Here is a 13,205-nt window from a genome sequence, read left to right on the forward strand (position 1 = left end):
ACCTACAGAAGCTTCTCCAGTGTGATCGGCAGTTCGCGGATGCGCTTGCCGGTGGCATGGAAGACCGCATTGGCAATGGCCGGAGCGACACCGACGATCGCCAGTTCGCCGACCGCCTTGCCGCCGAGCACGGAGGCATGGGGGTCGGGAATGCCGACATTGATCACCTCGATATCGGGGATATCGGCGTTGGTCGGCACGAGATAGTCGCCGAGATTGTTGTTGATGACGCGCGCGTAACGTCCATCGACAATGCCCTCCTCGAGCAGCGCCTGGCCGATACCCATGATGATGCCGCCTTTCCACTGGCTTTCGGCAAGCTTCGGATTGTAAAGCCGGCCTGAATCAAGCGCCGAGACGACGCGCGAGACGCGTACAGTGCCGAAATCCTCGTCGACCCACACTTCAATGAAATGCGCGCACCAGCTATGCAGCGAATACTCGCCCTCCGTCGGCGACCGCATGGTCGCGATGGTCGAGAAGTTGCGGTAGATATCCGCCTTGCTTTGCTTGTCGTCCGGCAAGGTGTTGCGCAGCACCTCGATCTTGTCGCGACCGATCTGCCGCAACAGATCGGCAATGGCGATACCGTCGCCGCCATCGCGCGGCGGCAGGATGCGGCCTTCGGAGACGGTCAGCGTATTGGCCTGAAGATCGCGAAGCGGCGAATTGGGATCGTTGATCGCAAGGCCCACGAGCTCATCGCGGGCGGCGATCGCCGCCTTGTAGACGGCACCGGTCATCAGGTTGGCGAGCTGCGAGCCGCCGGCGACCGGCGCGCGCGGCAGGGCGGAATCGCCGAGCTTGACGCGGATCTGCTCGATCGGAATGCCGAGCGTTTCCGCCGCCGTCTGCGCCAGGATCGTATAGGTCCCCTGCCCCATGTCGATGCCGCTGCTTGCCACCTCCGCCGATCCGTCGGCCAGGATCCGCACCAGCGCCTCGCCCGGCGTGCGGCGCACCGGATAGGTGCCGGCACCGACGCCCCAGCCGATCAACTGCTTGCCGTGGCGCATCGAGCGCGGTGCATGCGAGCGCTTCGCCCAGCCGAACGCCTTCGCGCCAGCATCGAAAGCCTCGCGCAATTGCCGCGTCGACCAGGGCTTGTCCGCCTCCTGATCCCGCTCGGCATAGTTCAGCAGCCGAATTTCCAGCGGGTCCATGCCGAGTTCATAGGCAAGCTCGTCCATGGCGCTTTCGATGCCGAAGGCGCTCGGGTTTTCGCCGGGAGCGCGCAGGGCACCGGGCTTGACTGTATTCACCCTTACGATGTTCTGCTGCGACGAGAGATTGGGCGTCGCATACATGATCGCAGTGACCACACCCAGCGGCTCGACGGCCACATCACCCATCGACGTCTCGTTGGCGCCGGTCTGGACGATGGAGGTGAGCTTGCCGTCCTTTGTGGCGCCGAGTGCGATCGTCTGACGCGTGCCGGGACGTCCACCGAAAGACGTGAAAGTCTGCGGCCGGGTGATGACCAGCTTGACCGGACGGCCAAGCAGCTTCGCCGCCATGACGCCGACCGCGCCGTGCGGCAAGGCGAGTGCCTTGGAGCCGAAGCCGCCGCCGATATAGGGCGAGATCATCCGCACATTCTCGAAGGGCACGCCGAACCATTCGGCATAGGTGCGTGCCATGCCGTCGATCCATTGGCTGGCCTCCCAAAGGGTCAGCCTGTCGCCGTCCCACTTGGCGATCAGCCCATGCGGCTCGATCGGCACGTTGTATTCGCGCGGCGTCTTGTATTCCGCTTCGATCCTGACGGGCGCGGCGGCAAGGGCGGCTGCGGCATCGCCCCATTCCTTGGTCATCGGGTCGAGCGGAAAACCCTCGCCACCCTTCGGATCCTCAAGGCTATAGACGGCCGGCGCTTCCTCATAGCTCACCTTCACCAACGCCGCCGCCGCCGTTGCCTGCTCGAAGGTTTCGGCAACGACGATGGCGACATGCTGGCCGCTATAGGTGATGTCACTGGTCAGCGCCCGGTACGGGCCTTCCGGACCTGGCGTATCGAGCCAGGTGGTCGGCGAGTTCAGATCCGGCATGGTGTCCGGCGTCAGCACCAGCAGGACGCCCGGCGCGGCTTCCGCCGCCGAGATATCAATGCTGGTGATGCGGCCGGCGGCTATCGTGCTTTGCACCATTACCCCATGGGCGAGCCCCTCGAGATCACGCTCGACGGCATAATCGGCCTCGCCCTTGATCTTTGCGGTGCCGTCAAGGCGCGACAGGCGTCCGCCGAGAGCACCGTCAGCTGCGCCGTGCTTTCTGGTTTCCATGATGGTCATACTATCTCTCCCATCGTCAGGATGGCGCGCTCGACGACACGCGGCGCAAGCTCGATCTTGTAGTGATTGGCGCCATGATCGACGGCGCCTTCGACAGCAAACAGGCTGGCGCGCTTGACCGCACCCGCCTCCAGCACCTTGCCCCTCAAAGCCGCTTCAACGGCGTGGGCGCGCCACGGCTTGGTCGCGACACCGCCAAGCGCCACCCTGATATCGCGAATGGTTCTGCCATCCGCCTCCAGCTCGAGGCCAACAGCAGCGCTCGCCGCCGCAAACTCATAGGACTGGCGGTCGCGAACCTTGAGATAGGTCGAGCGACGCGCGGCGGCGGATGCCGGAATCGTTACTGCGGTGATCATTTCGCCAGGCGAGATCGCATGCTCCCGCTCGGGGGTCGTGCCCGGCACAAGGAAAAACTCATCGATCGCTGCCTGACGGCTGCCCAGATGCACGACGGCGTCGAAAGCCACCAAGGCGACAGCAAGATCACCGGGATTGGTGGCGATGCAGGCGTCGCTGGTGCCGAGAACCGCATGATTGCGGGTGATCCCGCCGACGGCGGAACAGCCGGATCCCGGCGCGCGCTTGTTGCAAGCGGCAAAGGTCGCGGGATCGCGGAAATAGGGACAGCGCGTGCGCTGCATCAGATTGCCGCCGATCGTCGCCATGTTGCGGATCTGCGCCGAGGCCGCCAGCGACAGTGCCTCTGATACGGCGGGGAACTGCGCCTTGATATTGGCATCGTCGGCGACGCGGCTCATCTTTGCCAGCGCACCGATGGTAACGCCTTGATCGGTAAGAGCGATGGCATCAAGGCCGGAGAGATGGGTGATATCCACCACCGTCCCGGGCTCGGCAATACCGCATTTGGCAAGGTCGAGCAGCGTGGTACCGCCGGCGAGCAATGCGACGGCGGAAGAGGCGCTGGCCTGCCGGGCTTCATCGACGGAGCCGGCGCGGAGATAGGAAAACTCTTTCATCGGGCGGCCTCCGCGGCTTCGCGCACGGCGGCGACGATATGCGGATAGGCACCGCACCGACAGAGATTGCCGGCCATATACTCGCGGATTTCATTGTCGGTGCCGGCATGGCCCTCGCGGATGCAGGCAACCGCCGACATGATCTGCCCCGGCGTGCAATAGCCGCACTGGAAGGCATCATGTTCGAGGAAGGCGGCCTGGACGGGATGCAAGTCGCCGTTTTCAGCGGCCAGACCCTCGATCGTGGTCACCTTGCGGCCTTCGGCCTGGGCGGCCAGCGTCAGGCAGGAAAGCACGCGCTCGCCGTCGACATGGACGGTACAGGCACCGCACTGGCCCTGGTCGCAGCCTTTCTTGGTGCCGGTCAGACAGAGATGCTCACGAAGGGCATCGAGAAGCGTCACGCGCGGATCGAGCGAAAGCTCGTGCTCGCGCCCATTGATATCGAGATGGACGGTGGTCATCAGGTCACTCCCTGTTCGGGTCTTCATCTTGCAATTGGCAGTCGTTGGCATTGACCGGTCATGGCATCCGCTCTTGACGTCAGCCGGGCCGGCTCCAGATCATCAGACTACGCGCGTTGGCCGGCGCATGCGGCTTGCGGTGGGGCGCCCGGGGGGCCGCGCTTTCACCGTCCCAGATCCTGTCATCGGACAGCAATGGCGTCTTGGCCCTTTATGCGATAACAATCCTCTGCTACTCCAGATTAAACGGAGGCGCCTCCGTTTATTATCCTAGAGACTTGTCCGATGTCGTCAAGTCGCAATCCGCATGGAGCGAGAATTGGCGTCCAAGCCATCGACAGAGCCGAAGGACCAGACACCGCCAGCCGGTAAAAGCCTGCGCGCGGATGCACGACGCAATCGTGACAAGCTCATCGAAACCGCGGCGCAAGCCTTCGCCGATCACGGCACCGCCGCCTCGCTCGAAGATATCGCCCGACGCGCCAGCGTCGGCGTCGGCACGCTCTATCGCCATTTTCCCACCCGCGAACATCTGGTCGAGGCGGTCTACCGCCATGAGGTCGAGGCGCTCTGCGACGCGGCCGAGGAGCTTTCACGCGAGCTTACACCCGATCGGACTTTGGAAGAATGGATGCACCGTTTCGTTGGCTACATCGCCACCAAGCGCGGCATGGGCGACAGCCTGCGCATCCTGCTCAACAGCAATTCCGAACTCTTCGCCGACAGCTATGGCAAGGTCCCGATCGTACTCGCCAGCCTGATCGCGCGGGCGGTGGCCGACGGCTCGATCCGCGCCGACGTCGACAGCACGGATGTGCTGCATGCACTGTCGGGCACCTATTCCATGCCCAACTCCCCCGAATGGCACGACCGCTCCCGCCGCCTCGTCGGCCTGCTGATGGATGGTCTGCGCTGGGGGGCGCCGGGGGCCTGATAATCCACGGAAGTGTTCCTATATCTTTTTGAATGCCGATGGTCAGGCACATGCGAGGAGCCCATCATGTCCGAAAAACCGGTCAAAATCCCCGGCCCCGATCACCCCATCACGATCGAGGACACGCATGCCCATGTCACCGTTTCGGTCGCTGGCAAGGTCATCGCCGATACACGGGAAGCGCTGTCGCTGAAGGAAGCCTCCTATCCGGCAGTCCTTTACATCCCGCGCAAGGATGTCGACATGTCGGCCCTCGAGAGGACCGACCACGCGACCTACTGCCCCTATAAGGGCGACTGCGCCTATTACAGCATTCCGGCCAGCGGCGAGCGTTCGGTGAATGCGATCTGGACCTACGAAAATCCCTATCCTTCCGTCGGCCGGATCAGGGATTACATGGCTTTCTACCCCGATCGCGTCGATGCGATCAGGGTGGAGGCTTAAAGCGTCAGCCCGCTGGTCGCGTCGAAGACATAGACCTGATCGGGATTGACGGTGACCTTCAATTGCTCGCCGTAGCGAACCGGGGCCTCGCCGTCGACGACGGCGGTCACCTGCTCGCCGGCAAGATCGAACAGCACATGCGTCTGCGCGCCGGTCGGCTCGACCAGCAACGTCTGGCCAGTCAGCGGTGAACCATTGCCGGTCAGGCTGAGATGCTCCGGCCGCAGGCCGATCTTCACGCTCTGGCCGGGCTGCACCTTGCGTTCGCTGGCGATGCGTAGCGGCGTGCCGTCCGTCAGCCGCACGGAAGCCGAACCGTTGACGCCCTCCACCACGCCATCGAGGAAATTCATCGCCGGCGAGCCGATGAAACCGGCAACGAAAAGATTGGCCGGCTGGCGATAAAGCTCGATCGGCGTGCCCTGCTGCTCGATCCGGCCCTGGTTCAGAACGACGATGCGGTCGGCAAGCGTCATGGCCTCGATCTGATCGTGGGTAACGTAGATCGAGGTCGTCTGCACCTTCTGATGCAGCGCCTTGATCTCGGAGCGCATCTGCACGCGCAGCTTTGCATCAAGGTTCGACAAGGGCTCGTCGAACAGGAAGACGGCGGGGTTGCGCACGATGGCGCGGCCCATGGCGACGCGCTGGCGCTGACCGCCGGAGAGCTGCGCCGGCTTGCGGTCGAGCAGCTTGGTAAGGTCGAGCATGCGCGCGGCTTCGTTCACCCGCTGCTCGATCACCGGCTTCGTCTCGCCCGAGAGCTTCAGATTGAAGCCCATGTTCTCGGCGACGGTCATGTGCGGATAAAGCGCATAGGACTGGAAGACCATAGCGATGTTGCGCTCGCGCGGCGTCATGGCGTTGACCACCTGCCCGCCGATCGAGACGTCACCGTCGGTGATTTCCTCCAGCCCAGCGATCATGCGCAACAGGGTCGATTTCCCGCAGCCGGAGGGACCGACGAGCGCGATGAACTCGCCGTCGTCGATCGCCAGCGAGATATCGTGGATGACCGCCAGCGCGCCATAGGCCTTGTGGATATTGTGCAGTTCGACGGATGCCATGCTTTTTGCTCCGATGGGGCTCAGGACTTCACGGCACCGGCGGTGAGACCCGCGATGATGTGTTTCTGCGCCAGGAAGAAGACGATGATGGTGGGCAGGATGGTGAGCGTGATGAAGGCCAGCACCAGTTCCCATTCCGTGCCGAATTCGCCGCTATAGACCATCATGCCGAGCGGCCAGGGATAGATCGAATCCGAGTTCAGCATGATCAGCGGCAGGATGTAGCTATTCCAGCTGCCGACGAAGGAGATGATGCTGACGGTGGCGATGATCGGCCGGGAGAGCGGCAGCGAGATATGCCAGAAGAAGCGGATATAACCGCAACCATCGACAAAGGCCGCCTGGAACAATTCTTCCGGGAGGTTCCGAAAATAGTTTCGGAACAGAAGAATGCTCATGCCCAGGCCGAAGGCCACCTGCGGCAACACCACGCCCCAATAGGTATTGAGCAAGCCGAGATCACGGATGCGGATGAACAGCGGCAGGATCGCCGTTGCCGCCGGAAACATCAGCCCGATCAGGAAATAGTTGAGCAGGAAGTTCGAGCCGAAGAATTTGATATGCGCGAAGGCGAAGGCCGCCATCGCCGAGACCGATACCGTGAGAAACACGGTCAGCACCGCGATGATCAGCGAGTTCATCATCTGCCGCCAGTAGCGGTCGCCGAACAGGATGCCGGTATAGTTCTCGAAATGCCACTCGGCTGGCAGGCCGAAGGGATTGACCCGGAGATCCCCCAGCGACTTGAAGCCGCCGAGCATGGTCGTGAGCAGCGGGATCAACACGATGGCGGCGATGATGGTCAACGACGCATAGAGATAGATCTTCGTGCCGATCTTCAGTCGAACGGATGAGGCGATATCAGTCATTGCGCATAAATATCCGTTTGTAGCCGAAGGCGAGGGTGACGCAGATGACGAACAGCACAACGCCGACGGCGCTGCCGAGGCCGACCTGCATGCGGGTGACGCCGAAATTGTAGAGGAAGGTCACCATCGTCTGCGTCGAGTTGAACGGTCCGCCGCCGGTAAGCGGCATGATCATATCGAAGAGCTGCAGCGAGCCGACAACCGCGAAGAACACCGACAGGCGTAAGGTCGAGCCGAGCAGCGGCAGCGTGACATAGCGGAATTTCTGCCAGCCGGTGGCGCCGTCGATTTCAGCCGCTTCCAGCACACTCTTGTCTAGGGATTGCAGCCCGGCGATAAACAGCATCATGTGGAAGCCGAAATATTTCCATACGATCACGCCAAGCACCGCGTACATCGCCAGATCCTTGTCGGCGAGCACGTAGGGCGTGGCGGTTCCGAGGAAGTGCGCGATCGCGGCAAACAGGCCGTAGTCGCCATCATAAACGAAGCGCCAGATCAGGCCTGCTGCCACTTCCGCCAGCACGTAGGGCAAAAAGAAGATCAGCCGAAAGAGCACGACACCGTGAATACGGTGCGCCAGCATGGTCGCGAGCCAAATCGCAAGCGGCACCTGCACGGCGATCGACACCACGATAATCAGCGCGTTGTTCTTGAGCGAGGTCAGGAACGCGGCATTCTTGAACAGCACCTGGAAATTACGCAGGCCCACAAACTCCGTCGGCAATCCGTAGCCATTCCATCGGTAAAGGCTGTACCAGGCGGCCTCTCCCATCGGCAGAATGACGAAGATGGAGAACAGCAGAAGCGCCGGCGGCAGAAACAGCAGGATGACGGGCATGCGACCGCGCGCGGCCGGCGATTTTCGTCGCGCCGCAGGTCTCGCTCTAGAGATGGGCCGGATAGCGGTCGTTGCGCTGACATCGGTCATGGACAGTCTCGACATTTGCAATTCGAAAGAGGAATGGCGCCGGCGAAGATGGTTTGCCGGCGCCCGCCGAAGTTAGAGCTGATCCTGCTCGAAAGCGTCCTGGACCTGCTGCGCGCCGTCCTTCGGCGTGATCTGGCCCGAGACGATGCCGACCGCGACGTCGTTGACGACACGGCCGACGGAAGGGCCGAGATCCTGATCGAAGAAGTTCTGGTGCCAGGTCGAATGCGCCAGCTGTTCGGCGGCGTCGCCCATCAGCGGCCCCTTGACGCCGTCTTCGGAGCCGACCGTCGCCGGAATGAGCATGCCGGCCTGCGCCATCGTGCGTTCATTCTCCGCATTGGTGAGATAGGCAAGAAAATCGAGCGCTTCCGGCGGGGCCTTCTTGGTCACGGCCCAGCCGTTCAGGCCGCCGAGCGTATCGGTCGCGAGACCGGCACCGCCGGTGACCGCCGGGAAGGCGAAGCGGCCGACATTGTCGTCGGCCAGGCCCTTGCCGTCACCGGAATTGGTGCGCTGGTTGGCGACGGTATTTTCGAAACCGAGGATCATCGCGGCCTTGCCATCGCCGAAGATGCCGAGCGCCTGCGGCCAGGTGGCGCCAAGATAGCCCGGCTGGAACGGCTCGAGCTTGCCGAGCTCTGCGAGCTGCTCGCCCGCCTTGATGATCGCCGGATCGTTGAAGCCGTTGCCCTGGCCGGTCTTGGCCGCGGTGAAGACCGGCTGGCCGCCGTCGCGCATCACCAGATAGCTCCAGTAGAAGTGGATCGGCCACTTCTCGCCGCCACCGCCGGCAATCGGTGCAATACCGGCCGCCTTGATCTTCTTGACCGCGGCCAGATAGTCGTCCCAGGTCTTGATGGCAGTGGCGTCGACGCCGGCCTTGGCGAAGAGCGCCTTGTTGTAGAAGAAGGAAACCGTGCCGAGCTTGTAGGGTACGGCGCTGATCTTGTCGTCGAAGGTGAGACCCTTGACCGCCGCCGGATTATAGGCCTTCAGCCAGGCGCCGTCCTTGGCGTTCATCGCCGCGGTCAGGTCCATCAGCGTGCCGGTCTGCTCCTGCTGCTTCAGCACGCCGCCGCCCCAGCTGAAGAAGAAATCCGGTGCGTCGCTCGATTGCAGCAGCGTCGGCAGCTTTGCCTTGAACGCCTCGTTCGCCAGGAACTGCATCTGGATCTTCACGCCCGGATGCTGGGCTTCATACTGATCGGCGATCTTGCGCCAGACGGCCACATAGTTTGGATCGGTTTCGAGATGTAGCCACTTGACGACCGTGTCAGCCGCGGCGCTGGTCGCGCCGGAAAGCATCGCAAGTCCCGTGGCAGCAGCAATGGCGGCAATACGCACGCCGCGAAGGGCCTTCGCCCCACGTTCATAAAACATGATTGTCTCCTCCCAAGGGAACAACAGCCTCTATATTTTTTCCCTTATGCGGATTAATTCAACGGAGCTTTGCTGAAATGTCAACCACCATTCCTAAATTTTCGGCAAAATCGGCCCGAGCGGCTTGACATCAGACTGTAAGCATAGGCTATTTAATTCGCATCCCGTCAAAAATACCAGGCCGCAACCGAGCGGAAACGTCATTCGGTACCATTCTCATGAAAACAGCAGATCCCGAGCTTATGCGGGCGATAAACCGCTTCAATGTGCTGGATACGATCCGGCGAGCGGGTTCCATCGCACGTATCGAAATCAGCGAAAGCACCCAGCTTTCCACCACCACGGTTTCGGCCATCACCGCTTCGCTCCTCGATGACGGCCTGATCCTGGCCCGCACCGAAGGCGATCTGCGTGAGGCCGCCGCCCGTGGCCGGCCGCGCGTCATGCTGGAGCTCAATCCGGACGCCGCCCGTGTCGTCGGCGCAAAGATCGCCGCCAACCGCATGGTCTTCGTCGTCGCCGATTTCCGCGGCGAGGTCTTGTCGACGCTGACGCTTGCCCTTCGCGTCGACCGCCAGCCGATCAGCGTCATTGCCGACCTGATCGAAGATGGCGTGCGCCGCTGCGTCGTCGATGCCGACCTGGCGCTGGACGAGATCGATTCCGTTTGCCTCGGCCTGCCCGGCGTCATCGAGCACCGCACCGGCCATGTTCGCTCGAGCCCGATCTTCCGCGAGAGCGGCGTCGATTTCGCCAGAGAAATGTCCGAACGATTGGGCGTCCCCACCATCGTCGAGAGCGATGCCCATGCCATCACGCTGGCACACCACTGGTTCGGCCAGGCACGGGACCTCGACGACATGGTGCTGGTGTCGCTGGAGCAGACGCTCGGCCTTGGCGTCTTGCATGCCGGCCAGCTCTTTCGCGGCGCTGGCGGCCTGAGCCACAATCTTGGTGATCTTGTTCTTGGCATAGGACCGCAAGGCACAGTGAGGCTTGCAAGCCTTGCCGGCGAAAGCGCCATTCTCGGCGATCAGCCGAACGGCCGTTTTGCCGAAGCCATTCGCCTCGGACGCGGCATGGCACATGCGAAAACCCTGATCGCCGCCGAGGACAACGCGTTGATCAATGCAGCCATCCGCGCCGGCGAGGCCTGCGGCATGGCACTCGCCAACATCGTCACGCTCTTCGCGCCGCCACGCGTCATTCTTGTGGGATCGAGCCTGGCGCTCGGCCAGCCTTTCCTCGACAGCCTCCGGGAAGCCTATTCCCTGGCGATCCCGCCCTCGATCAAGGGGGTGACGGAACTCGTCTTCGACCAGTCGACGGACGAAACCTGGGCGCAGGGTGCGGCGGTCGTCGCACTGCGCGAGCTCTATGAATCGCCTTGGGGAACGACGGGGCCGGCATCGGCCCTCTGACCCGCAAGGACGGACAAGCATTTCATTTGGAGGAAGTTTTATGGAAAAGGTCGGCATTGGCATTATTGGCTGCGGGAACATTTCCGGCGCCTATCTCAAAGCGATGAAATCGTTTCCCATTCTCGACATCAAAGGCGTCGCAGACCTCAATCGCGAACTGGCCGAAGCCAAAGCCGCCGAATTCGGTCTGAAGGCCGTCGATATCGCAGCCCTCTTCGCCGATCCCTCGATCGAGATCATCGTCAACCTGACCATTCCGAAGGCGCATGTCGCCGTCGGCTTGCAGGCGCTCGACGCCGGTAAGCACACCTATTCGGAAAAGCCGCTCGGCATCAATTTCGCCGAGGGCAAGACGCTCGCGGATGCCGCCGCCGCCAAGGGCCTGCGCATCGGCGCGGCCCCCGACACCTTCCTCGGCGGCGGACACCAGACGGCGCGCTCCATCATCGACGAAGGCGCGATCGGCATTCCGGTCGGCGGCACCGCCACCTTCATGTGCCCCGGCCATGAACGCTGGCATCCGAATCCGGCTTTCTATTATGAAGTCGGCGGCGGGCCGATGCTCGACATGGGTCCCTATTACATCACCGACCTCGTCAACCTGCTCGGCCCGGTCTCCCAGGTCGCGGGCTTTACCGTGACGCCGCGCAAGGAGCGCATCATCACCAGCGAACCACGCAACGGCGAGCACATCCCCGTGCATGTGCCGACCCACGTCGCCGGCGTCATGGCCTTTGCCAGCGGTGCCGTCGTGCAGATCGGCATGAGCTTCGACGTTGCCGGCCACAAGCATGTGCCGCTCGAGGTCTACGGCACCGAAGGCACGCTGATCGTGCCCGATCCGAACCATTTCGGCGGCGAGGTCGAGTATCTGAGGAAGGGTGGCCAGTTCGAGGGGCGCGAGGTCACGGCGCCCTATGCCGACGGCAATTATCGCTCGCTCGGCGTCGCGGATCTCGCCCACGCCATCCGCTCCAACCGGCCGCATCGCGCCAATGGCAGCCTGGCGCTGCATGTGCTCGAGGTCATGGAAGCCTTCCAGACGGCCTCGGACAGCGGTCGCACGATCACCATCACCACACAAACGGAACGTCCGGCCCCTCTGTCAGAGTCCCTCGTGGACGGAAAAATCGGTCGTTAACCGCGCAATTTCAGGAGGAATATCATGCGTGAAGCACTTATCGTCTGGGGCGGCTGGAGCGGCCACGAACCGCAGGAATGCGCCCATATCATCCGCGACATGCTGGAGGAGGACGGCTTCAAGGTCTACCTCGAAAACAGCACCGAAGCCTTCGCCGATCCGTCGATCCACGATCTCAGCCTGATCGTCCCGATCGTCACCATGTCGAAGATCGAGAAGGAAGAGGTGAAGAATCTCGCCGAGGCCATCGAAAGCGGCGTCGGCATTGCCGGCTATCATGGCGGTGCTGGTGACAGTTTCCGCGAAAGTGTTGAATACCAATTCATCATCGGCGGCCAGTGGGTCGCCCATCCCGGCAACATCATCGACTACACCGTCAACATCACCCGGCATGACGACCCGATCATGGAGGGGATCACCGACTTCCCCTACACGTCGGAGCAATATTACATGCATGTCGACCCGTCGAATGAAGTGCTGGCGACCACCACCTTCACCGGCGATCACGCTTACTGGATCGACGGCGTCGTCATGCCGGTCGCCTGGAAGCGCAAATACGGCAAGGGCCGCGTCTTCTATTCCTCGCTCGGTCACCAGGCCAAGGAATTCAGCGTGCCGCAAATGAAAACCATCTTCCGCCGCGGCGCCAACTGGGCGGCGCGTTGACGACGAGCTGGTTGAGGCTAGCCACAGGTAGCCGCTGCATCCAATGATCACCTGGAGCCGCCCGCAGCAAGTTGTTCCGGGCGGTTTTCTGTTTGAAAAATGCACTACGAAGATTATATTCCCGCCTTGCATGTTCTGAGATGTACGAGAACTAATCCGAAACCGGAGTTTCCAGACATATGCTTCATCATATTTCCTTCGGCGTCTCCAACATTGAACGCGCCGCGACATTCTATGACGCGGCTCTTGCCCCACTCGGATATGTTCGCGTCTGGGAAGATCTCAGGCCGGGAGAAGCGGATCAGGCCGTTGGCTACGGCATTGCCGGCGGCGGCGATAAGCTGGCGTTGAAGTTTCGTCCGGAAGAGCAGCGGCCGCCCGGTCCGGGTTTTCACCTGGCCTTGGCCTCTCCGAGCAGGCAAGGCGTTGTCGATTTTTATGAGGCGGCTATCCAGCATGGGGCAATGGACAACGGTGCCCCCGGCCTCCGATCCCATTACGGGCCACATTATTTTGCGGCATTCGTGATCGATCCGGATGGCCATCATATCGAAGCCGTCTTCAATTCTCCCGATTGATGGTGAGGGGTAGGCACCTTGCCTCTTTGATCCGAA

The 13,205-nt window shown here is 62.2% G+C and carries 13 protein-coding genes; 6 read left to right on the forward strand and 7 right to left on the reverse strand.

Going from position 1 to position 13,205, the window contains the following annotated elements:
* Positions 1 to 2: 2 nt before the first annotated feature.
* The 3 genes from PMI03_RS09020 to PMI03_RS09030 are packed head-to-tail and all read right to left on the reverse strand — an operon-like array spanning position 3 to position 3,735.
* Positions 3 to 2,291 carry a xanthine dehydrogenase family protein molybdopterin-binding subunit gene (locus PMI03_RS09020; protein WP_007692170.1) on the reverse strand — a complete coding sequence of 763 codons (2,289 nt, stop codon included), beginning with the start codon at positions 2,289 to 2,291 and terminating at the stop codon, positions 3 to 5.
* Positions 2,288 to 3,271: a xanthine dehydrogenase family protein subunit M gene (locus PMI03_RS09025; RefSeq protein ID WP_007692172.1), complete on the reverse strand. Its 984-nt coding sequence runs from the start codon at positions 3,269 to 3,271 to the stop codon at positions 2,288 to 2,290. Before PMI03_RS09025 ends, PMI03_RS09020 begins: the two co-directional genes overlap by 4 nt.
* Complete coding sequence (locus PMI03_RS09030; RefSeq protein ID WP_007692174.1) at positions 3,268 to 3,735, reverse strand: (2Fe-2S)-binding protein; 468 nt, start codon at positions 3,733 to 3,735, stop codon at positions 3,268 to 3,270. The genes PMI03_RS09025 and PMI03_RS09030 overlap by 4 nt, the downstream gene beginning before the upstream one ends.
* A 307-nt stretch (positions 3,736 to 4,042) precedes the next feature.
* Here PMI03_RS09030 and PMI03_RS09035 point away from each other — a divergent pair, with 307 nt between their 5' ends.
* Positions 4,043 to 4,669, forward strand: coding sequence for a TetR/AcrR family transcriptional regulator (locus PMI03_RS09035; RefSeq protein ID WP_052034267.1), 627 nt, complete (start codon positions 4,043 to 4,045; stop codon positions 4,667 to 4,669).
* A 66-nt stretch (positions 4,670 to 4,735) separates the two neighbouring features.
* Positions 4,736 to 5,113 (forward strand): DUF427 domain-containing protein, encoded by a 378-nt coding sequence (locus tag PMI03_RS09040; protein WP_007692178.1) that lies wholly within the window; start codon positions 4,736 to 4,738, stop codon positions 5,111 to 5,113.
* Here the strand turns inward: PMI03_RS09040 and PMI03_RS09045 are convergent.
* From PMI03_RS09045 to PMI03_RS09060, 4 genes are all read right to left on the reverse strand, one after another.
* On the reverse strand, positions 5,110 to 6,180 hold the full coding sequence (locus PMI03_RS09045) for an ABC transporter ATP-binding protein (protein WP_007692180.1): 1,071 nt from the start codon (positions 6,178 to 6,180) through the stop codon (positions 5,110 to 5,112). The two genes, PMI03_RS09040 and PMI03_RS09045, sit on opposite strands and share 4 nt — an antisense overlap.
* Before the next feature lie 20 nt (positions 6,181 to 6,200).
* The gene (locus tag PMI03_RS09050) at positions 6,201 to 7,049 is read right to left on the reverse strand and encodes a carbohydrate ABC transporter permease (RefSeq protein ID WP_007692188.1); all 849 of its coding nucleotides are present in this window, start codon (positions 7,047 to 7,049) and stop codon (positions 6,201 to 6,203) included.
* Entirely contained in the window at positions 7,042 to 7,980 is a 939-nt protein-coding gene (locus PMI03_RS09055; RefSeq protein ID WP_007692191.1) for a carbohydrate ABC transporter permease, read from the reverse strand. Before PMI03_RS09055 ends, PMI03_RS09050 begins: the two co-directional genes overlap by 8 nt.
* A gap of 72 nt (positions 7,981 to 8,052) precedes the next feature.
* Entirely contained in the window at positions 8,053 to 9,363 is a 1,311-nt protein-coding gene (locus tag PMI03_RS09060) for an ABC transporter substrate-binding protein (RefSeq protein WP_007692192.1), read from the reverse strand.
* A gap of 218 nt (positions 9,364 to 9,581) precedes the next feature.
* Between PMI03_RS09060 and PMI03_RS09065 the strand changes: the two genes are divergently transcribed.
* The 4 genes from PMI03_RS09065 (at position 9,582) to PMI03_RS09080 (ending at position 13,169) form a co-directional block, all read left to right on the forward strand.
* Positions 9,582 to 10,784 (forward strand): ROK family transcriptional regulator, encoded by a 1,203-nt coding sequence (locus PMI03_RS09065; RefSeq protein ID WP_039973706.1) that lies wholly within the window; start codon positions 9,582 to 9,584, stop codon positions 10,782 to 10,784.
* A gap of 40 nt (positions 10,785 to 10,824) precedes the next feature.
* On the forward strand, positions 10,825 to 11,925 hold the full coding sequence (locus PMI03_RS09070) for a Gfo/Idh/MocA family protein (RefSeq protein ID WP_007692194.1): 1,101 nt from the start codon (positions 10,825 to 10,827) through the stop codon (positions 11,923 to 11,925).
* Positions 11,926 to 11,949: 24 nt separating this feature from the next.
* Positions 11,950 to 12,591, forward strand: coding sequence for a ThuA domain-containing protein (locus PMI03_RS09075; RefSeq protein WP_007692195.1), 642 nt, complete (start codon positions 11,950 to 11,952; stop codon positions 12,589 to 12,591).
* Between the two features lie 179 nt (positions 12,592 to 12,770).
* Positions 12,771 to 13,169 (forward strand): VOC family protein, encoded by a 399-nt coding sequence (locus PMI03_RS09080; RefSeq protein WP_007692197.1) that lies wholly within the window; start codon positions 12,771 to 12,773, stop codon positions 13,167 to 13,169.
* Positions 13,170 to 13,205 lie beyond the last annotated feature (36 nt).

It is taken from the genome of Rhizobium sp. AP16, assembly GCF_000281735.1.
GTDB classification, from domain to species: Bacteria; Pseudomonadota; Alphaproteobacteria; order Rhizobiales; family Rhizobiaceae; genus Rhizobium; species Rhizobium rhizogenes.

Coding starts and splice junctions, on each gene's coding strand:
- PMI03_RS09055 (WP_007692191.1), bottom strand. CDS start 7,980: ATGACCGATGTCAGCGCAACGACCGCTATCCGGCCCATCTCTAGAGCG.
- PMI03_RS09040 (WP_007692178.1), top strand. CDS start 4,736: ATGTCCGAAAAACCGGTCAAAATCCCCGGCCCCGATCACCCCATCACG.
- PMI03_RS09050 (WP_007692188.1), bottom strand. CDS start 7,049: ATGACTGATATCGCCTCATCCGTTCGACTGAAGATCGGCACGAAGATC.
- PMI03_RS09030 (WP_007692174.1), bottom strand. CDS start 3,735: ATGACCACCGTCCATCTCGATATCAATGGGCGCGAGCACGAGCTTTCG.
- PMI03_RS09060 (WP_007692192.1), bottom strand. CDS start 9,363: ATGTTTTATGAACGTGGGGCGAAGGCCCTTCGCGGCGTGCGTATTGCC.
- PMI03_RS09025 (WP_007692172.1), bottom strand. CDS start 3,271: ATGAAAGAGTTTTCCTATCTCCGCGCCGGCTCCGTCGATGAAGCCCGG.
- PMI03_RS09080 (WP_007692197.1), top strand. CDS start 12,771: ATGCTTCATCATATTTCCTTCGGCGTCTCCAACATTGAACGCGCCGCG.
- PMI03_RS09020 (WP_007692170.1), bottom strand. CDS start 2,291: ATGACCATCATGGAAACCAGAAAGCACGGCGCAGCTGACGGTGCTCTC.
- PMI03_RS09070 (WP_007692194.1), top strand. CDS start 10,825: ATGGAAAAGGTCGGCATTGGCATTATTGGCTGCGGGAACATTTCCGGC.
- PMI03_RS09075 (WP_007692195.1), top strand. CDS start 11,950: ATGCGTGAAGCACTTATCGTCTGGGGCGGCTGGAGCGGCCACGAACCG.
- PMI03_RS09035 (WP_052034267.1), top strand. CDS start 4,043: ATGGAGCGAGAATTGGCGTCCAAGCCATCGACAGAGCCGAAGGACCAG.
- PMI03_RS09045 (WP_007692180.1), bottom strand. CDS start 6,180: ATGGCATCCGTCGAACTGCACAATATCCACAAGGCCTATGGCGCGCTG.
- PMI03_RS09065 (WP_039973706.1), top strand. CDS start 9,582: ATGAAAACAGCAGATCCCGAGCTTATGCGGGCGATAAACCGCTTCAAT.